Origin of the sequence: Hymenobacter sp. 15J16-1T3B, from assembly GCF_020711235.1 — a bacterium.
Taxonomy (GTDB): Bacteria; Bacteroidota; Bacteroidia; order Cytophagales; family Hymenobacteraceae; genus Solirubrum.
Genome location: NZ_JAJFAV010000015.1, coordinates 19,539 through 44,205, shown reverse-complemented (window position 1 = coordinate 44,205; position 24,667 = coordinate 19,539). Strand labels below are relative to the sequence as shown.

20 protein-coding genes are annotated in these 24,667 nt (G+C 67.1%); 8 read left to right on the top strand and 12 right to left on the bottom strand.

Annotated elements, in window-relative coordinates; all coding sequences use genetic code 11:
• Positions 1-61 precede the first annotated feature (61 nt).
• From LJ737_RS21440 to LJ737_RS21430, 3 genes are all read right to left on the bottom strand, one after another.
• On the bottom strand, positions 62-1,360 hold the full coding sequence (locus LJ737_RS21440; protein ID WP_227768809.1) for a PepSY-associated TM helix domain-containing protein: 1,299 nt from the start codon (positions 1,358-1,360) through the stop codon (positions 62-64).
• Between the two features lie 82 nt (positions 1,361-1,442).
• The gene (locus LJ737_RS21435; RefSeq protein ID WP_227768808.1) at positions 1,443-3,995 is read right to left on the bottom strand and encodes a TonB-dependent receptor; all 2,553 of its coding nucleotides are present in this window, start codon (positions 3,993-3,995) and stop codon (positions 1,443-1,445) included.
• A gap of 326 nt (positions 3,996-4,321) precedes the next feature.
• Positions 4,322-5,359 carry an LLM class flavin-dependent oxidoreductase gene (locus tag LJ737_RS21430; RefSeq protein ID WP_227768807.1) on the bottom strand — a complete coding sequence of 346 codons (1,038 nt, stop codon included), beginning with the start codon at positions 5,357-5,359 and terminating at the stop codon, positions 4,322-4,324.
• Between the two features lie 160 nt (positions 5,360-5,519).
• Between LJ737_RS21430 and LJ737_RS21425 the strand changes: the two genes are divergently transcribed.
• Positions 5,520-6,089: a Crp/Fnr family transcriptional regulator gene (locus LJ737_RS21425; RefSeq protein WP_227768806.1), complete on the top strand. Its 570-nt coding sequence runs from the start codon at positions 5,520-5,522 to the stop codon at positions 6,087-6,089.
• Positions 6,090-6,137: 48 nt separating this feature from the next.
• Here LJ737_RS21425 and eutC read toward each other — a convergent pair whose 3' ends face one another.
• The 6 genes from eutC to LJ737_RS21395 form a co-directional block, all read right to left on the bottom strand.
• Positions 6,138-6,908: an ethanolamine ammonia-lyase subunit EutC gene (gene eutC, locus LJ737_RS21420; RefSeq protein ID WP_227768805.1), complete on the bottom strand. Its 771-nt coding sequence runs from the start codon at positions 6,906-6,908 to the stop codon at positions 6,138-6,140.
• 1 nt (position 6,909) lies between these two features.
• A complete protein-coding gene (locus LJ737_RS21415) occupies positions 6,910-7,392 on the bottom strand; it encodes a cupin domain-containing protein (protein ID WP_227768804.1) in 483 nt (160 codons plus the stop codon).
• A 94-nt stretch (positions 7,393-7,486) separates the two neighbouring features.
• A complete protein-coding gene (locus LJ737_RS21410; protein WP_227768803.1) occupies positions 7,487-7,855 on the bottom strand; it encodes a VOC family protein in 369 nt (122 codons plus the stop codon).
• A gap of 75 nt (positions 7,856-7,930) precedes the next feature.
• The gene (locus LJ737_RS21405; protein WP_227768802.1) at positions 7,931-9,316 is read right to left on the bottom strand and encodes an ethanolamine ammonia-lyase subunit EutB; all 1,386 of its coding nucleotides are present in this window, start codon (positions 9,314-9,316) and stop codon (positions 7,931-7,933) included.
• Positions 9,317-9,363: 47 nt separating this feature from the next.
• Positions 9,364-10,725 carry an ethanolamine permease gene (gene eat / locus LJ737_RS21400; RefSeq protein WP_227768801.1) on the bottom strand — a complete coding sequence of 454 codons (1,362 nt, stop codon included), beginning with the start codon at positions 10,723-10,725 and terminating at the stop codon, positions 9,364-9,366.
• Positions 10,726-10,836: 111 nt separating this feature from the next.
• Positions 10,837-11,286 carry a carboxypeptidase-like regulatory domain-containing protein gene (locus LJ737_RS21395; protein WP_227768800.1) on the bottom strand — a complete coding sequence of 150 codons (450 nt, stop codon included), beginning with the start codon at positions 11,284-11,286 and terminating at the stop codon, positions 10,837-10,839.
• 277 nt (positions 11,287-11,563) lie between these two features.
• On the opposite strand from LJ737_RS21395, the gene ygiD reads away from it, so the two are divergent.
• On the top strand, positions 11,564-12,454 hold the full coding sequence (ygiD, locus tag LJ737_RS21390; RefSeq protein WP_227768799.1) for a 4,5-DOPA-extradiol-dioxygenase: 891 nt from the start codon (positions 11,564-11,566) through the stop codon (positions 12,452-12,454).
• A 228-nt stretch (positions 12,455-12,682) separates the two neighbouring features.
• Here the strand turns inward: ygiD and LJ737_RS21385 are convergent, their stop codons facing one another.
• Complete coding sequence (locus tag LJ737_RS21385) at positions 12,683-13,906, bottom strand: molybdopterin molybdotransferase MoeA (RefSeq protein WP_227768798.1); 1,224 nt, start codon at positions 13,904-13,906, stop codon at positions 12,683-12,685.
• A gap of 87 nt (positions 13,907-13,993) precedes the next feature.
• Here LJ737_RS21385 and LJ737_RS21380 point away from each other — a divergent pair, with 87 nt between their 5' ends.
• The 3 genes from LJ737_RS21380 (at position 13,994) to LJ737_RS21370 (ending at position 16,227) form a co-directional block, all read left to right on the top strand.
• The gene (locus LJ737_RS21380) at positions 13,994-14,275 is read left to right on the top strand and encodes a chloride channel protein (protein ID WP_227768797.1); all 282 of its coding nucleotides are present in this window, start codon (positions 13,994-13,996) and stop codon (positions 14,273-14,275) included.
• 177 nt (positions 14,276-14,452) lie between these two features.
• Entirely contained in the window at positions 14,453-14,956 is a 504-nt protein-coding gene (moaC, locus tag LJ737_RS21375) for a cyclic pyranopterin monophosphate synthase MoaC (protein WP_227768796.1), read from the top strand.
• 101 nt (positions 14,957-15,057) lie between these two features.
• A complete protein-coding gene (locus tag LJ737_RS21370) occupies positions 15,058-16,227 on the top strand; it encodes an NTP transferase domain-containing protein (RefSeq protein WP_227768795.1) in 1,170 nt (389 codons plus the stop codon).
• A gap of 80 nt (positions 16,228-16,307) precedes the next feature.
• Here the strand turns inward: LJ737_RS21370 and LJ737_RS21365 are convergent, their stop codons facing one another.
• Both LJ737_RS21365 and LJ737_RS21360 read right to left on the bottom strand, forming a co-directional pair.
• Complete coding sequence (locus LJ737_RS21365) at positions 16,308-16,523, bottom strand: PID-CTERM protein-sorting domain-containing protein (RefSeq protein WP_227768794.1); 216 nt, start codon at positions 16,521-16,523, stop codon at positions 16,308-16,310.
• A 48-nt stretch (positions 16,524-16,571) separates the two neighbouring features.
• Positions 16,572-20,177 (bottom strand): FG-GAP-like repeat-containing protein, encoded by a 3,606-nt coding sequence (locus tag LJ737_RS21360; protein WP_227768793.1) that lies wholly within the window; start codon positions 20,175-20,177, stop codon positions 16,572-16,574.
• Between the two features lie 638 nt (positions 20,178-20,815).
• Between LJ737_RS21360 and LJ737_RS21355 the strand changes: the two genes are divergently transcribed.
• Genes LJ737_RS21355 through LJ737_RS21345 form a run of 3 tightly spaced genes read left to right on the top strand, consistent with a single transcriptional unit; the run spans position 20,816 to position 24,602 of the window.
• A complete protein-coding gene (locus LJ737_RS21355) occupies positions 20,816-21,349 on the top strand; it encodes a (2Fe-2S)-binding protein (RefSeq protein ID WP_227768792.1) in 534 nt (177 codons plus the stop codon).
• Positions 21,346-22,368, top strand: a complete 1,023-nt coding sequence (locus LJ737_RS21350) for an FAD binding domain-containing protein (RefSeq protein ID WP_227768791.1) — start codon at positions 21,346-21,348, stop codon at positions 22,366-22,368. The genes LJ737_RS21355 and LJ737_RS21350 overlap by 4 nt, the downstream gene beginning before the upstream one ends.
• On the top strand, positions 22,365-24,602 hold the full coding sequence (locus LJ737_RS21345) for a xanthine dehydrogenase family protein molybdopterin-binding subunit (RefSeq protein WP_227768790.1): 2,238 nt from the start codon (positions 22,365-22,367) through the stop codon (positions 24,600-24,602). The genes LJ737_RS21350 and LJ737_RS21345 overlap by 4 nt, the downstream gene beginning before the upstream one ends.
• Positions 24,603-24,667 lie beyond the last annotated feature (65 nt).

The window sequence follows — 24,667 nt, the reverse complement described above, 5'->3', positions numbered from 1 at the left end:
CGCGTAGCAAAGAACTGAGCAAAACGGCCGCCGGAACTGGTGTCCGGCGGCCGTGTGGCGGTTAGCGGGTGGCGTAGCTGAGCTTGCGCTGTTTCTTTTTCTCCTTCTTCAGGCGGTTGAGCCACATAATCACGCCCGTAATCGGGAACGTGACGCCTAGCAGGCAGACCACCAGGGCAACGACCTTGGACGGGGTGCCGAAGATGGCGCCGGTGTGGACGGGCTTGAAGGTGCGGCGCACGCGCTGACCCAGGTTGCGGTCTTTGAAGGCCAACTGGCCCAGCGGGCGGCCGCTGTACTGGTCGAGGTATAGCTCGTCGGTGGCGCCTTCGTAGGCGGCGTCGGCCGTGGTGGTCAGCACGCGCACGGCCTCGGCGGAGTCTTTGGGCAGCGAAATGGCGTAGGAGAGGGCCCCGGGCTCCTGCTGCTGGGCCACGCGGTAGGCCTGGTCGAAGCTCAGCTGCCGGCCGCTGGCGAGCAGTTCGGACTTGGGAGCTTCCGGGCCTTTAGGGTCGGAGCCGGTGACGGCGAAGATGCCGTTGTTGAACCACTCAAACGACCACGCCAGGCCGGTGAAGGCAAACACGAACAGGAACAGGGCCGAGTAGAACCCGAGCACAATGTGCAAATCGTGGTTGAGGCGCTTGAAGCTCGCGTCCCACTTCACGCTCAGGCGCTGCTTGAGAATCTTGTTCGACGCGGGCCACCACAGCACAAGGCCGGTGGCAATGATGAAGAGAAACAACAAGGTGCTCACGCCCACGACGAGCTTGCCCGCCGGCCCGCCCACCATGCCGCGGTGCAGGGCCATCATGGTGAAGAAAAACGAGTCGCGGTACACGTACGGGCCCACCACGGCGCCGGTGTAGGGGTTCACGAAGTACTGCGGGCCGCGGCCACCTTCGCCGCCCCCACCTTTGCCGCCTTTTTCACCCGGGCCACCTTTCGCACCTTGACCTTCGCTCCGGCTGCCCCGCTCGCCTCTTTGCTCGGCGCGGCCCTCCCGGCGCGGGCCGTCTTCGCCGCCGCGCAGGCTGCCCTCCCGGCCGCCTTCTTTGCTGCCGGGGCCACCCGGCCCGCCGGCCAGGCTAACCTCGACGGTGCGGGTGGGGTCGGCGTACACCTTTACCCCGGCCACTTTGGCCTTGGGGCCCGCCTTCGCCTTCGCGGCCGCCACCAACTGCTCCAAGCTCAGGCGCTGGGCGCCGGCGGGCGGCGTCACGTAGTAACGCTCGGGGTGCAGGCCTTGCTCCAGCTCCTTTTCGAACACGAGCACGGCGCCCGTGAAGCACACGACGGCAATGATCAGCCCGGCGACGAGGCTGAGGTAAAGGTGAATGTTGCGGAAGAGAATCTTCATGGCAGAGCAGCGGTGGCTAGGTATGCCGAACCCACCAGACCCGAAGGCCCGATGGGTTGGCGGCAAGGAAAGGCAGAACGGCTTAGAGCTTGTAGCCGAGCGTGGCCGCGAAAGTGCGCGGGGCAATGGGGTTCACGCTGTTGTCGTCGTGCAGGTTGTAGCTCAACTCGTTGAGCAGGTTGGCCAGCTTCACCCGCAGCGAGAAGCGCTGGTACGAGTAGCCCAGCGAGGCGTCGAAGAGGAAGTAGTTGGGCAGGGCAATGAACTTGTTGACGTCGGTAACCGGGTTGCCGTTGTTGTCGGTCCAGGGCTTGCCGGTGGCGGGGTTCAGCTCGCGCGGGTTGCGGCCGGCCAGCCGGTCGCCCACGTAGTAGGCCGTCACGCCGGCGCTCAAACCCTGCAGGGCACCGTTCTCCACGGTGTAGAACAGGCTGGCGTTGGCCGTGGTGGCGGGGTTGTAGCGCAGGCGGCTGCCGTTCTTGTAGATGTTGCTGTTGGTGTAGGCCGTGTTGTTGTAGCTGTAGCCCGCCAGCACCGACCAGCCCAAGTAAGGCTTGCTTTGCACGTCTACTTCCACGCCCTTGCTGGTCACCTCGCCCACCATTTCCAGGGCCGCCGGGTAGGCCGGGTTGAAGTTAGGCGAGGTCGGCAGGATGGTCTGCGTCTGGTTGCTGTTGACGATGCGGTAGGCCGTCACGTTGGCCGAGAGCAGGCCGCCGAACAGGTCGTTCTTGATGCCCACTTCGTACTGGTCGATAACCGAGGGAGGTAGGGCGGAGCCGGTGTTGCTCACGGCCGTATTGGCCTGCGGCATGAAGGAGTTCGAGTACGAGGCAAACAACGACATCGTCTTGATGGGCTGGTACACCAGGCCCAGGCGCGGCGAGAAAGCGTTGTCGTAGCGGCGGTTTTGCACGTAGCTACTGGCCACCTTGTTGGTGCGGTTGAGCACCGTGTTGTCGTAGTACACGTCGCTGGGCGTCTCCTGGTAGCTCCAGCGCAGGCCCACCAGCGCCTTCAGCTGCTCGGTGAAGGTCAGCAGGTCCTGGGCGTAGAAGCCTGCGCGGCGGGTGCCGCTCTGCGTGATGGAGTTGCGCACCAGGTCCTGGAAGCCGTTCAGGTGCAGCGCCGGCTGGCTGATTTCCTTACGCTGGTCCAGGATGTTGATGACGTCGTAGGTGGCTACGGCTGCGTTGGTGTTGGTCGGGTTTTCCGGGTTGGTGAAGGCCAGCGCCGTGGTTTGGTACATATCGGCGTCGGCGCCCACTAGCAGAGTGTGGCCCAGGAAGCCGCTGTGGAAGGAGCCCGTCAGGTCCAGCTGGGCCAGGAAGTAGTTTTCCTGGGTTTGGCTGCGCTGCAGGCCGCGGCTCCAGTTGCCGTAGGTGGCGCCGGGCGTGGCGATGATGCCCGTGGGGCGGGCGGCTGAGCGCAGGGCGTTGTCGTAGCGCTGGAAGCCGCCCACGGCGCGCAGCTGCCACACGTCGGTGAGGCGGCTGGTGAGCGTGGCGGTGGCGCTGGTCTGGCGGGTGGCGTTGCGGGCGCCGGCCACGTTCAGGTAGCGGCTGCGCGAGGGCTGAATCACGTAGTCGATGGCGCCGATGCCGTAGTCGGGCGTACGGTTGTCGCGCAGGTAGTCGCCCTCCAGCACCAGGTCGGTCTTGGGCGTGAGCTTGAAGAGCAGCGAGGGATTCACGTAGAAGCGGTCCGAGTTGACCACGTCGCGGTAGCTGTTGCCCTGCTCGTAGGTGGTGTTCAGGCGGTAGGCCACCTTGTCGCTCTTGCCCACGGCGCCGTACACGTCCACGATGGGCTTCCAGAACCCGAACGAGCCCACGCGCAGGCTGGCCGCACCGCCTTGCTCAAACTTGGGCTTCTTGGTCACCAGGTTCAGCACCCCGCCGGCGGCCACGTTGCCGTACAGAATGGCCGCGCTGCCCTTCAGCACTTCCATGCTCTCCAGCGAGGAGGTTTCGGGCATCACGCCGTTGTTGAAGCGCACCCCGTTTTTGAAGGTGTTGTTCGAGCCGTAGGCGAATCCCCGGCTGCCCAGCTCTTCCTGAAAGCCGCCGGTGGTGCTGGTCACGTACAGGCCGGGCGTGTTGGCCAGCGCGTCGCTCAGGCGCAGCACCTGCTGCTGCTCCAGCGTCTGCTGGTTCACCGTCACCACGGCCTGGGGCAAATCCAGCGGGCGGATGGGCATCTTGCTCACGCCAGTGGGCCGTTGGTTGATGGTGCGCGTCTCGGTGATGCGTACTTCGGCCAGCTGGCTGGTGCTCTTGGCCAGCGTCACGGCGGGCAGGCTCACGGTGCCGCGGGCCGGCACGTCCACCTCAATTTCCTGGGTCACGTAGCCCAGGTAGGCCACGGCCAGCGTCTGCTTGCCGGCCGGCAGGCGCAGGCGAAACGACCCGTCCGCTTCCGTGCTCGTGCCAATGGTCGTGCCCTTCACCATCACTGATACCTGCTCGGCGGCCTGGCCGTCGGCCAGCACCACGCGCCCTACTACTTGGCCATGCGCGGGCTGCGGCGTCGTGGTCGGCTCGTCGCCGGAACGGGGGGCATAGCTCAGATTGGCGTAGGCCGAGGCGGTCAGGGGAGCCACGGCGAGCAGCAGGAAAGGCAGGGAGCGGGTCATTCAGTTATTTAGACTGATTCAAAAGTGCTGCAAAGCAACGCACTGTTTAGATTATGTCCAAACAATCCTGAATTTAAAATGAACTTATTCTAAATAAGCTGACGAAAATCAGCCATTGAACCGGCTTCGGTTATTCTGAGCAGGGCGAAGGACCTACCTCACGAGCCGCACTAACTATGAAGCGCAGCCACCAATGCCCGTTATATAGGCATCGTGGCTGCGCTTTTTGGTCGTTGTGACGATTAGCGGTTGCTCGTTGGTATCAGCGGCGGGGTGCGGTTCGAGCAAGGTCCTTCGCTAAGGCTCCGGATGACGGACAGGTGTAATCAGTGCTGCGCCACGGCCACTGGTGCCAGCTCGAAGGCTTCGGCCAGCAGCTCATAGGAGCGGAGCCGGTCCTGGAAGTCGGCCGTGATGGTCACGACCACAATTTCCTCGACCTGGTAGCTGCGGGCTACCTCGGTGAGCTGCGTGCGCAGCTGCGCGGGAGTGCCGCTCAGGATGCGGCCGCGGTTGTAGGCCAGCCGGCCGCGCTCCTCGGCCGAGTAGGGGTAGTCGCGGGCTTCCTCGTAGCTGGGGAAGGGGCCGCGGCGGTTCTGCTCGATGCGCAGCATCTGCAACTCCATGGCGGCGCGCAGCTGGTTGGCCTTTTCCTCGGTGTCGGCGCAGAGCACGAACACGGCCACGTTGGCGGTGGGCGCCTGGAAAAAAGCGGAGGGCTTAAACCGGTCCCGGTACAGCTGCATCAGCTTGGGGCCGCCGTTGGGGTTGATAAACTGGGCGAAGGAAAACGCCATGCCCAAGTGGGCCGCGTACAGGCCGCTTTGCCCGCTGGAGCTGAGCAGCCAGGGCTCGGGCGCGGTGGGCGCCTGGGGCATGGCCTTCACCTTGGCGTGGATGGTGTCGGGCACTTCCTCGTCGAACAGAAAGGCTTTCAGGTCCATGAGCTGCTCGGCAAATTCCTCGTCGCTGAACTGGTTGCCGGGGTTGAGCACGTGGGCCGTAAACCGGTCGGAGCCCGGGGCGCGGCCGATGCCCAGGTCGATGCGGCCGGGGAAGAGCGTTTCGAGCATGCGGAAGTTTTCGGCCACTTTCAGGGCCGAGTAATGCGGCAGCATCACCCCGCCCGAGCCCAGGCGGATGCGCGCCGTTTGGCCCGCGAGATGGGCAATGAGCACTTCCGGGGTGGTGCCGGCCAGAAACGGCGTGTTGTGGTGCTCCGACACCCAGAAGCGCTGGTAGCCGAGGCGGTCGGCCAGCTGGGCCAGTTGCACGGTTTCGAGCACGGCCTGCCGGGGCGTGGCGCCGGGCCGCACCGGCGACTGGTCGAGCACGCTGAGGCGGAGTTGCGGGGTGGTTTCCATATCGGGGGTGGATGGATTCAGGCCCGTATAACCCCCCGGGCCGGGCGCCGGTTCGGGCCCGCGCGGTACCTTGGCCGATACCGCCCCGCCCGACCCGCCATATGGCCCGCGCCCCGATATTGCCGCCATGAACCCGCCGCCCGCGTCTCCGCTTGCCGTATTGCACGACTACTTCCGCCGCCAGCTGCCTGCGGCCACGCCCGACGAGCTAGCGGCCATCGAAGCCCTGTTTGAGCCCCGGCAACTCGCCCGGCACGAGGTGCTGGTGCGCGCCGACGAGGTAGCGCGCGTGGGCGCCTTTGTGGCGCGCGGCTGCCTGCGTTCCTTCGTGGTCGATGCCAAGGGCAAGGAGCACATCATTCAGTTCGCGCCCGAAAACTGGTGGATTTCGGACCAGAACAGCCTCAACCGGCACGAGCCCGCCCAGTTCAGCATCGACGCGGTGGAAGACGCCGAGGTGCTGCTCTTCGACGCCACGTTCTTCCGCAAGCTGAGCCAGCTCACGCCCGCCTTCACCGAGTTCTTTCACCGCCTGCTGCAAAACAACGTGCGCACCCTGCAGCGCCGCTTGGTACTGACGCTCAGCGCCTCGGCCGAGCAGCGCTACGTGGACTTTCTGCAGACCTACCCCACGCTGGCCCGGCGCCTGCCCCAGCGCATGATTGCCAGCTACTTGGGCGTCACCCCCGAGTCGCTCAGCCGTATTCGGCGGGAGCTGGCCGGGCACTGAGGCGGCCCCAACGCGCCCGGCCGCCGCCCCCGCGGGGCGGTGGCGCCGCTACTGGCCCAGCAGATCCTTTTCGTCTTTGAGCGGCACGCCCGAAAGCTGCCGCCGCAGCGCCTCCTGCACCAGCCAGAGCAGCTTGTCGGCCGCCGCAGCGTAGGGCAGGCCTTCCGGGCGGATGTTCGACACGCAGTTGCGCGCCTCGTCTGTCAGGCCCGGGCGCGGCCCGTAGGTGAGGTAGGCGCCCAGGCTGTCGGGGGCGCTCAGGCCGGGCCGCTCGCCGATGAGCACCAGCGCCAGCCGGGCGGCCACGGCCGCCCCGATGTCGTCGCTGAGGGCCACGCGGGCCTGCTCGGCCACCACCAGCGGAGCCAGCCGGAAGCCGGCTTGCTGCAGGCGCGGCACCAGCAAGGCCAGCACCGGGGCGGCGTGGCGGTTTACCGCTTCGGCCGAAAGGCCGTCCGCCAGAATGAGCACCACGTGGGCAGGGGCGTGGCCCGCGGCCGTTAGCTCCCGGCGGCATTCCGCGGCGAGGCGGCGGCCCAGGTCGGGGCGGTGCAAGTACTGCGGGCGGTCCTGGGCCTGGCTGCGGACGCGGCGCACGGGCAGCCCCAGTGGCTGCAGGGCCGGGAGCAGAGCCTCCACGTCGAGGGCGGAATACACCGCGTCGCGGGCGTGGGCGTGGGCCAGGCGAAAGGCCAGCGCCTCGCGCAGCGGCACGCTGCTGCCGGTGCGGCCCAGGGCAATGCGGGCCGCGGTGAAGGCCCGCAGCCCGGCCCAGGGGTCGGCGCCAGGAGCAGGCGAGTCGGCGGGCAGGGCGCTCATGTCAGGCCGTGGTAAACTGCGCAATCAGCTCCCGCAGCTGCGGAAACTCGGCGGTTAGCCCGGCCCGCTCCGCCAGCTCGAAATCGGCGAAATCGAAGCCAGGCGCGACGGTGCAGCTGACCAGGCCGAAGCCCGCTTCATCCCGCACGCGGGCGGCAAACCAAGTGCCGGCCGGCACCACCGCCTGCGGCACGGCGCCCTGCGCAAAGTCGTTGCCGAGCAGAATGATTGACGCCTGCCCGCCTTGAATCAGCACGATTTCCAGCGGCTGACCCTGGTGAAAAAACCACAGCTCGTCGGACTTGATGCGGTGGAAATGCGACTTGGCGGCGCCCTCCAGCAGAAAGTAAATGGCCGTGCTGACGTGGCGGGGCTGCTGCGCGGCGGTGGTGAGCTGCTCGGCCGCGCGGTACGTTTCGCGGTAGTAGCCGCCCTCGGGGTGGGGCAGCAGCTGCAGGTGGCGGATGAGGTCCTGGGCGTTCATGCCAGCGGATTAGGTGAAGAAGCAACGGGATAAGCGCGTAACCTGCGCTGGGCGTCGTTAGCCGCTGCCGGCAGCGGGGCGGCCGGGAAAGTGGCTATTGGCCGTTGAATTCGCCAATATGCCACAGAATGCCGGACGGGTCGTGCACAAACCCCTCTTTGCCCCATGACTCGTGCCGCACGGCTGTGACCCGGACGCCGGCGAAGCGGCCGGGCAAGTCCAGGGCGGTTAGCGTGGCCCAGTACTGCTCGACGTCTTCGACTTCCAGAAACAGCATGGTGTTATCGACCCAGTCGGGCACGTGATAGTCCTGCAGGTAGAAGCTTACGCCCTGCCACGCGAAAACGGACATGACCGGCGTCAGCACCGTTTCGGTGAAGCCCAAGGCGCGGTAGAAGCTGCGGGACAGGGCGTAGTCTTTGGCCCCGATAAAGGGGCGAAGGGAACGAATGGTGGGTTCCATGGGGCGTGAGAGGGCACGGCGTTAGGCAATGCCGGGCCGAATATGGGAGTTATCGGGTAAGCTAGCGGCGGGGCTTCACCGGGGGAGCTGGCCGGCGCTTAGCAGGCGGTGGTCCGCCGCGGCCGGCCGCAGCCGGTGGTGCTCGTCGAACAGCCCTTGCTGCTGCAGCCAGACCTCGAACTCGGGGGCCGGGCGCAAACCGAGCACCTGGCGCAGATACAGCGCGTCGTGAAACGAGGTGGACTGGTAGCCGAGCATGATGTCGTCGGCGCCGGGCACGCCCATGACGAAGGTGCAGCCGGCCACGCCCAGCAGGGTGAGCAAGGTGTCCATGTCGTCTTCGTCGGCTTCGGCGTGGTTGGTGTAGCACACGTCCACGCCCATGGGCAGGCCCAGCAGTTTGCCGCAGCAGTGGTCTTCCAGGGCGGCCCGGATGATCTGCTTGCCGTCGAACAGGTATTCCGGACCGATAAAGCCCACGACGGTATTCACCAGCAGCGGCCGAAAGCGGCGGGCCACGGCGTAGGCGCGGGCCTCGCAGGTTTGCTGGTCGAGGCCGTGGTGGGCCTGGGCCGACAAAGCGCTGCCCTGCCCGGTTTCGAAGTACATCACGTTGTCGCCCAGGGTACCGCGGCCCAGGCTGAGGGTGGCTTCGTGGGCTTCCTGCAGCAGGGCCAGGCTCACGCCGAAGCTGCGGTTGGCCGCTTCGGTGCCGGCAATGCTTTGGAAGGTAAGGTCGACGGGCGCGCCGCGGCGGATCAGCTCCAGGGTGGTGGTGACGTGGCCGAGCACGCAGGTCTGGGTCGGAATCTGGAACTGCGCGCGTACCCCGTCGAGCATGCGCAGCAGCTCGGCCGCGGCGGCCGGCGAGTCGGTGGCTGGGTTGATGCCGAGCACCGCGTCGCCGCTGCCGTAGAGCAGGCCGTCGACGAGGCTGGCGGCAATGCCGCGCAAGTCGTCGGTGGGGTGGTTGGGCTGCAGGCGGGTGCTCAGGCGGCCGGGCAGGCCCAGCGTGTTCCGAAAGCGCGTCGTGACCTGGCACTTGCGGGCCACGGCAATCAGCTCCTGGTTGCGCATGAGCTTGGACACGGCCGCCACCATTTCGGGCGTGAGGCCCGGCGCCAGGGCCTGCAGGGCCGCCGTGTCGGCCGCGTCGGCCAGCAGCCAGTCGCGCAGCTGCCCCACGGTGAAGTGGCCGACGGGCCCGAAGGCCGCCGCGTCGTGCGAGTCGAGAATGAGGCGGCTGACTTCGTCCTGTTCGTAGGGCACCAGCGCCTCCTGCAAAAACTGCCGCAGGGGCACGTCGGCCAGGGCGTACTGGGCCGCTACGCGCTCCTCGTAAGTGGCCGCCGCCAAGCCGGCCAGCTCGTCGCCGGAGCGCCGGGGCGAGGCCTTGGCCAGCAGCGTCTTCAGGTCGGGAAAAGCGTAAGTGCGGTGGCGGATGGTATGCCGGTAGACCACGGGACGTGCGGGTAGTAGGTTGCGGATAGTCGGGCGGCAGCGCGGGCTTAGGCCGGCGCCGCGGCCGCGTGGTCGGCGGTCAGCAGCGCTTCGCCGGGCAAGGGGCGCCGGTGCCGGCCCAGCAGCACGAACACGGCCAGCGCCACGGCCAGGGCGGCGAAGAACAGCAGGCTCAGCTGCCAGTTGTAATACACGATGGCGCCCAGGCTGAGCAGCGTCAGCCCCAGCGCCAGCAGCGGAAAGACGGGGTAGAACGGGGCCACGAAGGGGCGCGGCAGCTGCGGCTCCCGGCGGCGCAACTGCAGCAGGCTCAGCAGGCTCATGGCATACATCAGCACCGCGCCGAGCACCGAGAGGGTAATGACTTGGTTGGTGGTGCCCGTCAGCAAGGCCCCGGCGCCGACGGCCCCGCCGGCCACCAGCGCCCAGTGCGGGGTGCGAAAGCGCCGGTTCACGCGGGCCAGCCCGGCGGGCAGGTAGCCGCTGCGGGCCAGCGCGTACACCTGCCGGGAGTAGCCGATGATGGTGCCGTGAAACGAAGCCACGAGCCCAAACAGCCCGATGCTGGCAAACAGCTGCGTCCAGCGGCTGTGGCGGCCCAACACCGCGCCCAGTGCCTCGGGTAAGGGGTAGTCGAGGCGGCTGAGGTGCCGCCAGTCGCTCACGCCGCCGGTCAGCACCATCACGCCCAGAGCCAGCAACACCAGCGTGCCCAGCCCCGAGAGGTAGCCCCGCGGAATGCTGCGCTGGGGGTCTTGCACCTCTTCGGCCACCATGGCCACGCCCTCGATGGCCAGGTAAAACCAAATAGCAAAGGGCAGGGCCGCAAACAGCCCCGCCGCGGTGAGCGGGGGCTGATGCGCCAGAAAAGTGGCCACGCGAAAATGCGGCGCCACCAAGCCCATGTACACCAGCAGCTCGGCCACCGCCAGCACCGTCACCACCAGCGAGAAGCGGGCGGATTCCTTGATGCCGAGCAGGTTCAGCCCGATAAACACCCCGTAGCAGCCTAGCGCCACCGCCAGCACCGGCAGCGGCGGGTGCAGAAAGTGCGCGTAGGAGCCCAAAGCCAGGGCAATGGCCGGCGGGGCAAACAGGAACTCAATCAGCGTGGCGTAGCCGGCCACCAGCCCGCCCAGCGGCCCGAAGGCGCGGTAGGAATAGGCAAACGGCCCGCCCGCGTGCGGAATGGCCGCCGTCAGCTCCGTGAAGCTGAAAATAAACGTGACGTAGAGCACCGTCACGAGCAGGGTGGCGAGCAAAAAGCCCACCGGCCCGGCCACGGCCCAGCCGTAGTTCCAGCCGAAATACTCCCCCGAAATGACCAGCCCCACGGCAATGGCCCAGAGGTGAACGGGCCGCAGCACCGGGTGGAGCGTCGGCGGGGCGGGGGCAGCGGATGGCGGCATGGCGGCTCACGTTGGTTGGCCCGGAAGATATCAAACAAACCCGGCCGGCCGCACGCAAAAAAGCCCCGCCGACGGGGCGGGGCTTGCGGGCCGAACAACGGCGTGGCGCGGTTATTTCTGGCGCTCCAGGCTGATGACGTACAGGTTGTTGCGCTGGGGTTGGCTCAGCATCAGCTGCTGGTCTTCGTAGCCGGCGTAGCCGCAGGTCAGAGTGACGCGGGCGTTGGTGGGCAGCGTGAGGGTGAAGTCGCCCTGGGAATTGGTCACGGCTAGGATTTCGCGGGTGTTGGTTTTCCAGATGGTGGCGCCGGGCAGCGGCTGGCCGTCGGGGGCGGTGATGGTGCCGGCCACGCGCACGGCGAAATGCTCGTGCAGGATGTCGCTGCTGGGCGCTACCAGCGTGGCTTTGAGGCGCGTCGGGGCCACGGCGGCCGTTTTGGAAACGCCCTTGGCGGGCTTCACGGTGCTGGCTTTGCGGGCCGGCGCATCGGCGGCCACGGCCGAGGAGAAGGCGGCCATGGCGAAGAACAGAGCGGCGAGGAAGGAGGCGAGGTGGCGCATGGCAGGTGGTGTGGGGTGTTGCAGGTGAAGGCGCAACGAGCGGGGCGGCAACTCCGCTGGAGCGTTGAACCTGAGGCAAACATAGAACGGCCTTCGACGGACCACCCGCCATAGTTGCTGACCGCCGGCCCGGCCTGTGCGAACGGACCGTTTTCCTGGGTTGAATGAGCGCGCCCGGCCTTGGTTGCGTCCGGTCGGGTCCTCATTTCTTACCATAGATCAAGGCGCGGCCCCTGCCGGCGGCGGTACCTTTGCCCTGTACTTACCCGGAAGCCCGATGGACCGCAAAGCCTTCCTGAAAACCCTGGCCCTGTTGCCTTTCGCTTCCGCCGCTGCCATGAATCTGCAAGACCTGCATACCGTTTCCACGTCCTTCCAGACCAGCGCCAAGATGCCCGTGCTCTTCATCGGGCACGGCTCGCCGATGAACGCGCTGGAAGACAATCAATTCACCCGGGCCCTGAAAAAGATGGGCGAGGACATTCGCCGCCGGCAGAAGCCCAACGCCATCCTGGTGGTGTCGGCGCACTGGCTGACCCGCGGTTCGGCCGTGACCCTGAACGAGCGGCCCGAAACCATCCACGACTTCGGCGGCTTTCCGCAGGAGCTGTTCGCCATGCAGTACCCCGCGCCGGGCGCGCCCGATTACGCCCGCGAGGCCCTGGCCCTGGTGCCCGACCTGCACGGCTCCGACGAGTGGGGCCTCGACCACGGCACCTGGACGGTGCTGCACCACCTGTTCCCCGCCGCCGACGTGCCCGTGTTTCAGCTCAGCCTCGACGTGCGCAAGTCGCCCGCCCAGCACTTTGCCCTGGCCCAGCAGCTGCAGGCGCTGCGCCGCCGCGGCGTGCTCATCATCGGCTCCGGCAACGTGGTGCACAACCTGCGCCTGAGCATGCAGAAGCTCATGGCCGGCGACGCCTCCGCCTACGACTGGGCCGTGGAGTTCGACGAGTGGGTAAAAGGCAAAATCGATCAGCGCGACTTCCAGGCCCTGTTCGACGTGCAACAAGCCGGCGCCAGCGGCCCGCTCGCCGTGCCCACGCCCGACCACTACTGGCCGCTGCTCTATTCCCTGGCCCTGGCCGATAAGGACGAGCCCATCACGCACGCCTTTGAGGAGGTCAGCTTCGGCGGCCTGAGCATGCGCACAGTGGCCATTGGCTAAGGCAAGCAGCGTTGCGCGTGGCGGCTTCGGATGAGGTGCACACCGGCCGTCCGACCACCAACGTGCAACACGACAAGGCTGTGTCAGCGCCCAGCGCGCCGCACCATTTGCCCGTCGTCTTGAGCGCAGCGCAGGACCTTATGATCATTGAACGACATCGTTACAACGACTCGTGCTTGCGTGGTGAGGTCCTGCGCTGCGCTCAGGATGACAGCACCGAAAGGCCGGCTAGGCTGGCCGGAACCGCCACACCGGCAGCACTTCGCCGGCGGCAAAGGAGTCGCGCTCGGCCGGTAGCTCCACAAAGCCATCCGAGGGCAGCAGGCTGGCCAGGTCGCCGGAGCCGTGGGCGCGCTCGGGGCGGGCCAGCAGGCGGCCGTCGGGGCTGGGCACCAAGCTCACGAGCAGGAAGTGCGTCAGGCGCGGCTTGAAGGTTACGTCGGCGGCCAGGGCGGCCCGCTCGGGCGCGGCAAACTGCGGCGCGGGCAGCTGCACGGCCCGCAGCCAGGGCGCGGCGTAGCGGTAGTAATTGACGAAGGTGGAAACCGGGTTGCCAGGCAGGGCAAACACCACCGCGCCCGCGGGGTGGCGCCCAAACCAGAACGGCTTGCCCGGGCGCTGCTGCACCTCGTGAAACAGCTGCACGGCCCCGGCTTGCTGCAGGGCTTGCGGCAGGTAGTCGGCCTTGCCCTTCGACACTCCCCCGCTCAGCAGCACCGCGTCGTAGCCCGTCAGCAGCGGGGGCAGGCCCGCGTGCAGTGCGGCCGGGTCGTCGTCGAAGTGCAAGATGGTGCCCTCAGCCCCAGCCTGCTGCACCGCCGCCAGCAGCATGTAGGCGTTGGAGCGGCGAATCTGGTGGGCGGCGGGCTGCTCGCTGATGTCCACCAGCTCGTCGCCGGTGCTGACCACGGCCACGCGCGGGCGGCGCGCCACCGTCAGCGTCACGGCCCCGACGGTGGCCGCCACCGCAAGTTCGGCCGGGCCGAGCACGGTGCCCGCGGGCAGCAGCAAGTTGCCGGCCAGGCGGTCGGAGCCGCGGCGGTGCACGTTGTGGCCCGCGGCGGGCGGCGGCCCGTCGAGGGTGGCCACGCGGCGGCCGGCGGCGTGTTCTTCGATGCGCACATCCTCGTAGCGCACCACCGTGTCGGTGCCCGGCGGCAGCACCGCCCCGGTCATGATTTCGATGGCGGCCGTCGCGTCGCGCAGCGGAACCGGGGCTTGGCCCGCAAACTGGGTACTTTCCAGCACAAACTGCGTCTGCCCGCTGGCCACGGCGGCGTAACGCAGCGCCAAGCCATCCATCGTGACCCGGTCGAAGGGGGGAAAGTCGCGGTCGGCGTGCACCGGCGCGCGCAGCACCCGGCCGGCGGCTTCGGTCAGCAACACGCGCTCGGCGGGCAGGGGAGCGGCCGTGGCTTGGATGAGGCGGGTGGCTTCGTCGACGGTAATCATGGCGCAGCGGAAAGAAGGTTTCGGGCCGGAAGGTAGTGCCGGGCCGGGCCACAAGCGGCGCCTGGCTTGCGGAGGCATTGCAAGTGTGTGGTAATCAATTGTAAATCCGAGGGCTGGGCCGGCGGCGTGTTTGGCACCTCCACCTCGCTCAGCGCCGGCGCCGTACTGGGCGACGCCCTGGCGCACCTCTCCGGTGTGTCCGTGAGCAACCATAACCCGCTGGTTTTGGTGAGCTTCCTGACCGGCGTGGTCCGTTCGCCGTTTACGGCCGCCGTCTTGGTGCTGGAAATGACCGTCCGGCATTCTGCCTTTTTCCAGCTGCTGCTCAGCGGCCTGCTCGTGCAGGGCGTCGGCACGCTCGTCGGCTAGCACTCGTTCTACGAACACTTGAAAAGGCTTTCGTGCGCAAAACGCTGGCGCAGGCTCCACCCGCGGCCGGGGCCCTGCCCGGCCAGCGCCACCCGAAGAACCGTTTCTTTGTGGGACAAAAGCTCCGGAAAGCCGCCCATGCCCGGCCATCCGACCCGTTTCCCCGTTTCTTTGCTCATGCCCAATTCCGAAGCTCCTCAACTCACCCACCTCAATGCCGCCGGGCAGCCGGCTATGGTCGACGTCGGCCACAAAGCCGCTACGCGCCGCGTCGCCCGTGCCCGCAGCCGCGTGGTGCTCGGCGCCGATATTCTGGCCCTGGTGCAGCAGGGCGACCTGCCCACCCGCAAGGGGCCGGTGTTTCAGACGGCCATCCTGGCCGGCATCATGGCCGCCAAGAAAACGGCCGACCTGATTCCGCTGTGCCACCCGCTCGGCCTCGACGACTGCCAGGTGACGGTGACGGTGGCGCCGCCCGACGCGGTGGTCATCGAATGCACGGCCACCGTGACCGGCAAAACCGGGGTGGAAATGGAGGCGCTGACCGGTGCCTCGGTGGCCGCCCTGACCATCTACGATATGTGCAAGGCCCTCTCGCACGACATCGTTATTCAGGAAACCCGGCTGCTGTCGAAAACCGGCGGCAAAAGCGACTTTAAGCACGAAGAACCCGCCGCGTAACCGGCCGGGCTCGGTGCGACTTTCGGGAACAGAAGCTGGTTGCGGCCCGGGCGTTGCGCCAGCCGCAGCCGCCCGCCACGCATAGCCGTTCAACGAATCTCATGGAACCCACTCACCAGAAGCACGCCGCACTAGCCCGCCCCGACCTCGGCGAATTCGGCCGGCACGAACTGGGCCTGCTCGGGGCGCCCTGCGGCGTCATCAAGGACTTGGCGGCCCGTCTGCTGCCGCTGCTCACGCCCGCGCTGCGCGTGGCCTACGTGGATGCCGACCACGCCGCTGGCGACGAAGCCGAGGCCGGCGGCGCGGGCGGCGCCGATGCCATCCTGCAAGCCGGCGCCACGGCCGAGCTAACCGACAAAATCCACTTCCGCCGTCTCGACGTGCGCCGCGGGCTCGACAAGTTCATCCAGCCGCAGTGGCTCAACGAGCAGAGTCTGGTGCTCGTCAACGGCAACCACTTCCGTGCCCGGCAGCAGGTCATTATCATCGACCCGCGCAAGCCCCTCGATAAGAAGCTGGACCGCCTGACCGATGTGCAGCTGGTGCTGCTCAGCGAGGGCCAGACCGAGCTACCGGCTGCGCTGCGGGCCTACCTGCCCGCGCTGAGCCAAGTACCCGTGCTGCCCCTGGCCGACACCGCAGCCATTGCCGCTTGGCTGCTGCAGTGGCTGCAGCAGCGCCAGCCCCCGCTGCGCGGCTTGGTGCTGACCGGCGGCCGCAGCCAGCGCATGCACGAAGACAAAAGCCTGCTGCGCTACCACGGCCTCGAGCAGCGCGCGCACGCCGCCGCCCTGCTGGCCCCGTTCTGCGAAGATGTGCTCATTTCTTGCCGCCCCGAGCAGGCGGCCGGGTTACCGACCGGCTTGCAGCCTTTGCCCGACCAGTTTCTGGACCTAGGGCCGCTGAGTGGCTTGCTCAGCGCCTTCCGCCACGACCCCAACGCGGCTTGGCTGGTGGTGGCCTGCGACCTGCCGTTCCTCACCGAGCAGACGCTGCACTACCTCGTGGAGCACCGCCGCCCCGGCCGCATGGCCACCGCCTTGCAAAGCCCCGACAACGAGTTTCCGGAGCCGCTCATCACCATCTGGGAGCCGCGCAGCTACCCGCTGCTGCTGCAGATGCTGGCCCTGGGCTACAGCTGCCCGCGCAAGACCCTGATCAACGCCGACATTGAGCTGCTGCCCGCGCCCGCGCCCCTGGAGCTGCGCAACGTGAACACCCCCGCCGAGCGCGACGCGGCCCGGCAGGCCCTAGCGCCGCGCCGCTGATTGGCCTCTCCGAGTACGATGAACAACAAAAAAGCCCCGGACACTGGTCCGGGGCTTTTTTGTTGCCGATGGATGCCGATTTAGGCCTGGCGACGCTTGCGCAGGCGGCTGAGGGCGTAGGTAGCGCCGCCGGCCAGCAGCAGGGAGGCGCCGCCGTCGAGGGGCACGGCGGTGGGGTCGGCGGCGGGCGTGCCGGGTGTGGGGCCGCCCGAGCCCGGCGTCTGGGCCTGGGCAGTGCTGAGGGTCAGGGCCAGCAGCAAGCCGCCCGCTAGGCCGAAGAAAAAGGACGTTTTCATAAGCAGGGAAGCATCAAAAGACAAAGCCGAAAAGCAGGGGGCAGGCGACTATTCCACCACGAGGCGACGCACCACTACGCCCTGCGGCGTGGTGAGGCTCAGCGTGTACACGCCCGCCGACAGCCCGGTAAGCGGTAGGCTGCGGGTGGCGGGGCCGGCGGGCAACTCGGCCGTGCGCACCTGCTGACCCAAGGCGTTGCGCAGCGTCAGCGTGTGGGCTTGGGGGCGCAGGGCGGCGGGCAGCTCCACGGTCACGGCCGAGCGGGCGGGGTTGGGGTACACCAGTACCTGCTGGCTCAGGGCGGCCGGCGCCAGGGCGGTGATGCGCGTCGGCGTCAGCACCAGCTCGAAGCGGTTGGCAATGGGGCCGGCGGCGCTCAGCGTAAACGAATAGGCGGGCTGCTGGGCCAGGTCGATGGCGGCACCGGCTTGCAGGTCGCGCAGGTAGGCGTAGGTGCCGGCGGGCAGGTTGGCCAGCTGGGCCGCGCGCAGCGAGAACGTACCGGCGGCGGGTACGCTCACCTGCAGCGGTACCACCGTGGCCGTGGTCGTAATCGGGGCCAGGCCCTGCACCGACAGCGGTTCGCTGAGGCTGGAGAGGGCGGCCACGTTGAGGCCGGTGGTGTTCGGCAGTTTGTAGGCGTCGAAGTGGCCGTCGAAGCCGGTCGTGGCCCCCGTTTCGGTGTACACAAACACGTCGTCGGTCAGCGCGGCGGCGTTGCTCAGCGTCAGCTGCACCAGCGGCTGGGTGGCGGTGGTGCGCTGGAAAGTTGCTTGCGTGCCAAACGAGGTGACGCGGTTGCTGTTGGTCAGGTTCACGCTGCCGGTGGCGCCGGCCGTGCTGGCCCGCACGAAGAAGCCCTGGCCGGCCGCAATCAGGCCCGCGCCGGCGCCGATGCCGTTCACAAAGGAGCGGAAAACGCCGCTATTCAGGCCGGTGCTCTGGTACACGTACGCGGCCGCGTCCACGTTGGGGCGGGCGGCATCGGTTACCGTATTCCAGTCCAGCGGGGCGGGGTAGGGGTTGCCCACCAGGTGCCAGCCGGTTTGGTCCGTGGCCCCCGCCGCCGGAATGGGGGCCGAGCGCGTGAGGTTGCTCAGGCTGAAGTTGCCTTGGTTGAAGCTGCCCACGAAGTCGACCAGCGCCGCGTTGCTGATGTTGACCATGAAGCCGCGGCCCGGCGTCAGCGCGTCGGACGTGGCCGCGGGCGAGTAGAAGCCCTTGTCGAAGACCGATATGCCGGTGGCCGTGTTGTTCAGGCGGCTTTGGTCGTAGCCAAACACCGTCGGGTAGGGCGTCACCGTGGCGGGCGTGGCGGCCGAGTTGTAGGCGCTGTTGAGCACCGGCGTGAAGCCCGTCGTGGTCAAATCGGCTACGGTGCTGCCCGTGACCGGGGCGCTGTAGAGGCGGTAGCCCGCGCCGGCCGGGTTGCCGCTGCCGTCGATGTAGCGCTGCAGGGCGCCGGTGGCGCCCACCACCGTGCCGGTGCCGGCGTTGACGAGCAGAGCCGTGCCCGTGGCGCCCGACAGCAGCGTCAGGCGCTGGCCGTTGAGCTGCAAATTGCCGCTGCTGCTCAGGGTCAGCACCTGCGCCACGCTGGTGGGCGCCGACAGGGTCACGTCGTTGGCGTTGGTCGAGGTGAGGTTTCGCACCTGGCTGGGCAGGCCGTTGCCCGTCACTTGCGCCGTCGTGCCGCTGTACACGTAGCTGGCGTCGGAACTGAACGTACGCGTGCCGCTGAGCCGCACCGCGCCCGTGGCGCCCGAGAGGGTGATGCCGGCCGCGTCGCAGATGATGAGCGTGCCGCCGGCGTTCAGGCTAAAGTTGCCCGTGCCCGTCAGCAGCTGGCAGTTGGTGGCCAGCTTGCCGCCGCTCTGCACCGTCAGCGTGCCCGATACCGTCAGCGTGCCGTTGAGCGTGGCCGCGCCGGTGCCGGTGATGGTCACGTTGTTGTAGCTGCCGCTCACGTTCTGGGCCGTCGACACCACCAAGTTGGTCTGCGCGGCGGGCGTACCTTGGTTCAGGCGCACGCTGATGGTCGAGCCGCCGTAGTTGCCGGTGGCAAAGTCCACGTCGCCGTCGCCGTCTAAGTCGCCCACGGCCAGCCCCGAGGGGTTGTAGCCCACCGAAATCTGCGAATTGGTAGTCGGCGCGGTAAACACGCCGGCGCCGTTGTTGAGCCGGATGCTGACCACGTTCGAGCCCTGGTCGGCCGAGAGAATGTCCAGGTCGCCGTCGCCGTCCAGGTCGGCTAGGGCCACGTTTTCGGGTTGCGTGGCCACGGTGATTTCGGCGCCCGCGGCCGGGGCCACAAACACGCCGGTGCCGTTGTTGAGCCGCACGCTAACCGTGTTGCTGGTGTAGTTGCCCGATATCAAGTCCACGTCGTCGTCGCCGTCCAGGTCGCCCACGGCTATCTGCACCGGGCCGGTGCCCACCGTTATCTGCGAGCCCACGGCCGGAGCCGTAAATACCCCGCTGCCGTCGTTGAGGCGCAGGCTGACGGTGGTGCCGTTGGCGCTGCTGCCGTAGGAAGGCGTAAAGAGGTCAAGGTCCCCGTCGTTGTCGGCATCGGCCATGGCCATGCCGAGCGGGTAAATGGCCACGGCGACTTCGCCGTTGGTGGCCGGCGCAGTAAACACCCCGGCGCCGTTGTTGAAGCGCACGCTGACCGAGTTCGAGCCGTTGTTGGTGACCAGCAAGTCCAGGTCGCCGTCGCCGTCGATGTCGTTGAGCGCGGCGGCCAGCGGGTAGGAGCCCACGGCCACTTCGGCGCCCACAGCCGGGGCCGAAAACGCGCCACTGCCGTTGTTGAGGCGTACGCTGACGGTGGTGCCGCTGAAGTTTTGGGTGGCCACCAGGTCCAGGTCGCCGTCGGCGTCGATGTCGCCGAGCACCACCGTGCGGGCGGCGCCGCCCACGGCTACTTGCGAGTTGCTGGCCGGCGTCACGAAGTTGGTGGTGTTTAGGCCGTTGTTGAGGCGGATGCTGATGGACGCCAGCCCGAATTGCGGCGCCGCAATGTCCAGGTCGCCGTCGCCGTCCAGGTCGCCCACGGCCAGGTTAAAGTTCTGGCTGCCGCCGGCTACCTCCGGCGTGGCGGCCAGCGCCGAGAGGTTGGCGGTGCCGCCGGCGGCGGCCCCAATAAACTGGAATACCTGCGGCTGCACCAAGTTGCCGGTGGCGCCTTGCACGGCCGTGGTCACCGTGGCCGAAACAGTTTCCCCGGGGCGGAAATTGACGTTGGGGGCAAACGTCAGCGTGTTGCCGCTGACCGAGGCCTGGCCGCTGAGCCGCCCGCCGCGGTGGGGGCTGAACACGCGCAAAGCGCCCAAGGTGGCGGCGTTGTTAGTCAAGGCTTCCGAAAAAGTAACCGCCACGCCGCCGGCCACCGGGGCGTTACGCTGGTTGCGGGCCGGCGTCAGCGAGACAATGGTAGGGCCCGCGTTGGGACTTAGGGACGGCGCTGCCGGGACTACCGTGGGCACGGGGGCGGCCGTTACCTGCGGGCGCATCGCGCCGGGAGGAGCTTGGTTCGGGTTGGGCAACTGGGCGGCTGCCGGCAGCACAAGGCCGGCAAGCAGCGCCGCCGTCAGGCATAGTTCGGTGCGGCGCGAGGCCGCCGACTCGCTGGGGAGTAAGGGTTTTTTCATAAATGGCAATAAGGCAATGAGCTGAGGGATTAGGCGAGTTGCAGCCGAGGCCAGATAAGTAAGCACGCTCTCGTGCGTGGCTGATAAATATGCGGACAGGGTAAAACGCCAGGGGAACCGGTCACGGATTCAGCCTACTGGGTTGAATCCGCCCTAGTCCAGTGTCAAATGTCATAAGCAAATTTATATTATCTAGTATTTTTTGTAAGTATTAACGACAAAGTTGATTTGGATACCACGATGCCTCGCTGCGTGGCAAATCGGCAAGCCAATGAGAAGCACCAGCTGCCCGCAACAAGTAGCACGGCCGGCGTCTCAATACCGCGCGGAAAGCGGGTCGAGCAGCAGTAGGTAAGGCAAGTGACACCCCGACGGCAGCGGCCGTATCCGATTGACTTTCCTCGTTTTGCTACCCGCGTGCCAGTGGCTGGAATTGGGAAGTGGTGGATAGCCGGTTGACCAATAAGTGCTTGAAGAAAAACGGGGCGGGGGTAGGTGTGTCGTTATAGTCCAAGGAATAGTGCGCAAAACCCAACGACAGCTCAACCGGCCGCGTAAGGCATTTGATAGGCTGCCGTACTGCTGGGCTTGCCGCCGCATCCGTCCACTCTATTTTCTGTTCCAACCAACGCGCCTTTATGAGCACAGTTTCCACACCAAGCTCCGCCGATGGTCAGCTGCGGCCACCGGTGCCTACCGCCCCGGTCACGCTGCGCATCAACGGCGAAACCCACACCCTCGACCTCGCGCCCTGGACCAGCTTGCTCGACGCCCTGCGCGAGTACGCCGGCCTGACCGGCACCAAAAAAGGCTGTGACCACGGCCAGTGCGGCGCCTGCACCGTGCTTGTCGACGGCAAGCGCATCAACTCCTGCCTGACCCTGGCCGTGCTGCAGGAAGGCGCCGACATCACCACCATCGAGGGCTTGGGCTCGGAGCACCAGCTGCATCCCTTGCAACAAGCCTTCATCGACCACGACGCCTTTCAGTGCGGCTACTGCACGCCGGGCCAGATCTGCTCGGCCCAAGGGCTCATCAACGAAGGCAAGGCGCACAGCGAAGACGAAATCCGGGAGCTGATGAGCGGCAATATCTGCCGTTGCGGCGCCTATGTGGGTATTCTGGCGGCCGTGAAGGAAGTAGTGGACGCCAAAACCGCGAGCAAGCAATGAAACCGTTTACCCTCACCCGCGCCGAGTCGGTGGAGGCCGCCGTGCGCGACTTCACGGGCTACCAGGAGGCCGCTTTCATCGGCGGCGGCACCAACATCCTCGATTTGATGAAGGAAAACGTGGCAGAGCCCACGCACCTCATCGGGCTGAACAAGCTGCCGCTCAATAAAATTGAAGCTACGGCTGACGGCGGCCTGCGCCTGGGCGCTACGGCCACCAACGCCGACACCGCCTGGAACCCGGAAGTGCAGCAGCGCTACCCGTTGCTGAGCCAGGCCATTCTGGCCGGGGCCTCGCCGCAGCTGCGCAACATGGCCACCAACGGCGGCAACCTCATGCAGCGCACCCGCTGCTACTACTTCTACGACACGGCCACGCCCTGCAACAAGCGGGAGCCCGGCTCGGGCTGCGCGGCCATCGGCGGCTACAACCGCATCCACGCCATCCTGGGCGCGTCGGACAAGTGCATTGCCACCCACCCCTCGGATATGTGCGTGGCCCTGGCCGCGCTGGAAGCCGTGGTGCACGTGCGCAGCAAGGACGGCGAGCGGCAAATCAAGTTCGAGGACTTCCACCGCCTGCCCGGCGACGAGCCCCAGCGCGACAACACCCTGGAACCCGGGGAGCTGATTGTGGCCCTGGAGCTGCCCAAGCAGGGGTTTGCGAAGAACTTCAGCTACCTCAAGCTGCGCGACCGGCAGAGCTACGCCTTTGCGCTGGTGTCGGTGGCCGTGGGGCTGGAGCTGGAGGGCTCGACCATCAAGACGGCCCGCCTGGCCCTGGGCGGTGTGGCCCACAAGCCCTGGCGCGACCAGGATGCCGAAGCGCTGCTGGAAGGGCAGCCGGCTACCGAGGAAACCTTCAAAAAAGCCGCCGACAAGGTGCTGAAGGGCGCCAAGGGGCAGGGCATCAACGATTTCAAGATTGAGCTGGCCAAGCGCGCCATTGTGCGGGCGCTCAAGCAGGCCGCCGCCGGGGAGCACAAAGCCGCCGACATCTTCACCAACAGCAACCCATGAGCACCGATAGCAACACCAATTTCGTCGGCAAGGCCCCGAGCCGCGTCGAAGGGCCCAAGAAGGTGACCGGCGCCGCCAAGTACTCGGCCGAATTCGACGTGCCCGACCTTGCGTACGGCTACGTCGTGAGCAGCCCCATTGCCAAGGGCAAAATCAAGAAGATTCACGCCGACAAGGTGCTCAGCCTGCCGGGCGTGCTGCACGTGTTTTCGCACGAAAACGTGCCCTCGCTGGCTTGGTTCGACCGCAACTACAAGGACGATATTGCTCCCGGCGGTTCGCCCTTCCGCCCCCTGCACGACGACCAAATCAAGTTCAGCATGCAGCCGGTGGCGCTGGTGGTGGCCGAAACGTTTGAGCTGGCCCGCTACGCCGCTAGCGTCCTGACCGTCGACTACGAGCAACAGAAGCACGAAACCGACATCGAGAGCAAGCGCAACGACGGCTCGGAGCCCGGCCGCGGCAAAACCGGCTACATGCCCCCCGCGCGCCGCGAAGACGCCGACAAGGGCTTGGACCAGGCGGAGCACCGCATCCGCCACGAATACATCCACGGGGCGCAGCACCACAACCCGATGGAAATGTTCGGGGCCACGGTGCACTACCACCCCGACGGCAAGCTGACCGTGTACGACAAGACCCAGGGCGTGTACAACTGCCAGCAGTACATCACCAAAATCTTCGGCCTGAGCAAGGACGAGGCCCGGGTGGTAAACCTGTACATGGGCGGCGGCTTCGGCTCGGGCCTGCGCCCGCAGTACGAGCTGTTCCTGTCGGTGCTGGCCGCGCTGGAGCTGAAACGCTCGGTGCGCGTCACGCTCACCCGCCAGCAAATGTTCAGCTTCGGCCACCGCCCGCACACCCTGCAGACGCTGGAAATGGGCACCGGCCCCGACGGCGCCCTGCTGGGCCTGAAGCACTACGCCCTGCACGAAACCTCGCGCTTCGAGGAGTACACCGAAAACGTGGTGAACTGGTCGGGCATGCTCTACCAGTGCCCGCGCACCTACCTCAGCTACGAGGTGGCCCCGCTCGACGTGTACACCCCAATCGACATGCGCGCCCCCGGCGCCGCCACCGGCTCCTTCGCCCTGGAAGTAGCCATGGACGAAATGGCCTACGAAGCCGGCCTCGACCCGCTGGAATTCCGCCGCCGCAACTACGCCGAGGAAGACCAGAACAAAAAAGCGCCCTTCAGCAGCAAGAAGCTGCGCGAAGCCTACGACGAGGGCGCCCGCCGCTTCGGCTGGGACAAGCGCCCCATGGAGCCCCGCTCCATGCGCGAGGGCAACAAGCTCGTCGGCTGGGGCGTGGCCGGTGGCGTCTGGGATGCTTCCATGCAGAAAGCCGCCGCCAAAGCTACCATCACGGCCGACGGCAAGCTGACCGTGGCCAGCGCCGCCGGCGAAAACGGCACCGGCACCTACACCATTATGACGCAGATTGCGGCCGAAACCCTGGGTCTGCCCATGGAGGCCGTCACCTTCAAGCTCGGCGACACCACCTTGCCCGAAGCCCCCGTGCAGGGCGGTTCCTGGACGGCGGCTTCCGTGGGCTCGGCCGTGAAAAGCACCTGCGAGGCCCTAGGGGAGAAGCTGCTCAAGCTGGCCCAAAAAATGGACGACTCCCCGCTCCAGGACGCCAAGTTTGAGGACGTGGAATTCGTCAACGGCCACATCCGCCTGCGCAAGGAGCCCGAACAGTCGGTGATTTTGCGCGACGTGCTGCAGGTTAGCGGCGAGCGGGAAATCGAGGCGGATTCGTCGGCCATGCCCAACCCGCTGAACATGCAAAAGTACTCCATGCACTCCCACAACGTGGTTTTCGCCGAGGTGAAGGTGGACGAGGAACTGGGCACCGTGCACGTGTCGCGGGTGGTGAACGTGGTGGCCGCCGGCCGCATCCTCAACCAGAAAACCGCCCGCTCCCAGGTGCTCGGTTCGGTAGTCTGGGGCATCAGCATGGCCCTGATGGAGGAAACGGTGATGGACCACCGCTACGGCCGCTACATGAACCACAACTACGCCGAGTACCACGTGCCCACCAACGCCGACATCCGCGACATCGAGGTGCACTTCGTGGAGGAGGAAGACCCGCACGTGAACCCGCTGGGCGTGAAAGGCATCGGCGAAGTAGGCCTGCTGGGCGTGGCCGCCGCCATTACCAACGCCGTGTACCACGCCACCGGCAAGCGCGTGCGCGCCCTGCCGATTTACATCGACAAGCTGCTGTAAACCTGCGGCAACGCGCGAAACGAAAACGCCCCGAAACCACCGCGGTTTCGGGGCGTTTTCGCTGA

Excerpts from the sequence above, each read along its gene's own strand:
- LJ737_RS21440 (WP_227768809.1), bottom strand. The coding sequence starts at position 1,360 with ATGAAGATTCTCTTCCGCAACATTCACCTTTACCTCAGCCTCGTCGCC.
- LJ737_RS21435 (WP_227768808.1), bottom strand. The coding sequence starts at position 3,995 with ATGACCCGCTCCCTGCCTTTCCTGCTGCTCGCCGTGGCTCCCCTGACC.
- LJ737_RS21430 (WP_227768807.1), bottom strand. The coding sequence starts at position 5,359 with ATGGAAACCACCCCGCAACTCCGCCTCAGCGTGCTCGACCAGTCGCCG.
- eutC (WP_227768805.1), bottom strand. The coding sequence starts at position 6,908 with ATGAGCGCCCTGCCCGCCGACTCGCCTGCTCCTGGCGCCGACCCCTGG.
- LJ737_RS21415 (WP_227768804.1), bottom strand. The coding sequence starts at position 7,392 with ATGAACGCCCAGGACCTCATCCGCCACCTGCAGCTGCTGCCCCACCCC.
- LJ737_RS21410 (WP_227768803.1), bottom strand. The coding sequence starts at position 7,855 with ATGGAACCCACCATTCGTTCCCTTCGCCCCTTTATCGGGGCCAAAGAC.
- eat (WP_227768801.1), bottom strand. The coding sequence starts at position 10,725 with ATGCCGCCATCCGCTGCCCCCGCCCCGCCGACGCTCCACCCGGTGCTG.
- LJ737_RS21395 (WP_227768800.1), bottom strand. The coding sequence starts at position 11,286 with ATGCGCCACCTCGCCTCCTTCCTCGCCGCTCTGTTCTTCGCCATGGCC.
- ygiD (WP_227768799.1), top strand. The coding sequence starts at position 11,564 with ATGGACCGCAAAGCCTTCCTGAAAACCCTGGCCCTGTTGCCTTTCGCT.
- LJ737_RS21385 (WP_227768798.1), bottom strand. The coding sequence starts at position 13,906 with ATGATTACCGTCGACGAAGCCACCCGCCTCATCCAAGCCACGGCCGCT.
- moaC (WP_227768796.1), top strand. The coding sequence starts at position 14,453 with ATGCCCAATTCCGAAGCTCCTCAACTCACCCACCTCAATGCCGCCGGG.
- LJ737_RS21370 (WP_227768795.1), top strand. The coding sequence starts at position 15,058 with ATGGAACCCACTCACCAGAAGCACGCCGCACTAGCCCGCCCCGACCTC.
- LJ737_RS21365 (WP_227768794.1), bottom strand. The coding sequence starts at position 16,523 with ATGAAAACGTCCTTTTTCTTCGGCCTAGCGGGCGGCTTGCTGCTGGCC.
- LJ737_RS21360 (WP_227768793.1), bottom strand. The coding sequence starts at position 20,177 with ATGAAAAAACCCTTACTCCCCAGCGAGTCGGCGGCCTCGCGCCGCACC.
- LJ737_RS21355 (WP_227768792.1), top strand. The coding sequence starts at position 20,816 with ATGAGCACAGTTTCCACACCAAGCTCCGCCGATGGTCAGCTGCGGCCA.
- LJ737_RS21350 (WP_227768791.1), top strand. The coding sequence starts at position 21,346 with ATGAAACCGTTTACCCTCACCCGCGCCGAGTCGGTGGAGGCCGCCGTG.
- LJ737_RS21345 (WP_227768790.1), top strand. The coding sequence starts at position 22,365 with ATGAGCACCGATAGCAACACCAATTTCGTCGGCAAGGCCCCGAGCCGC.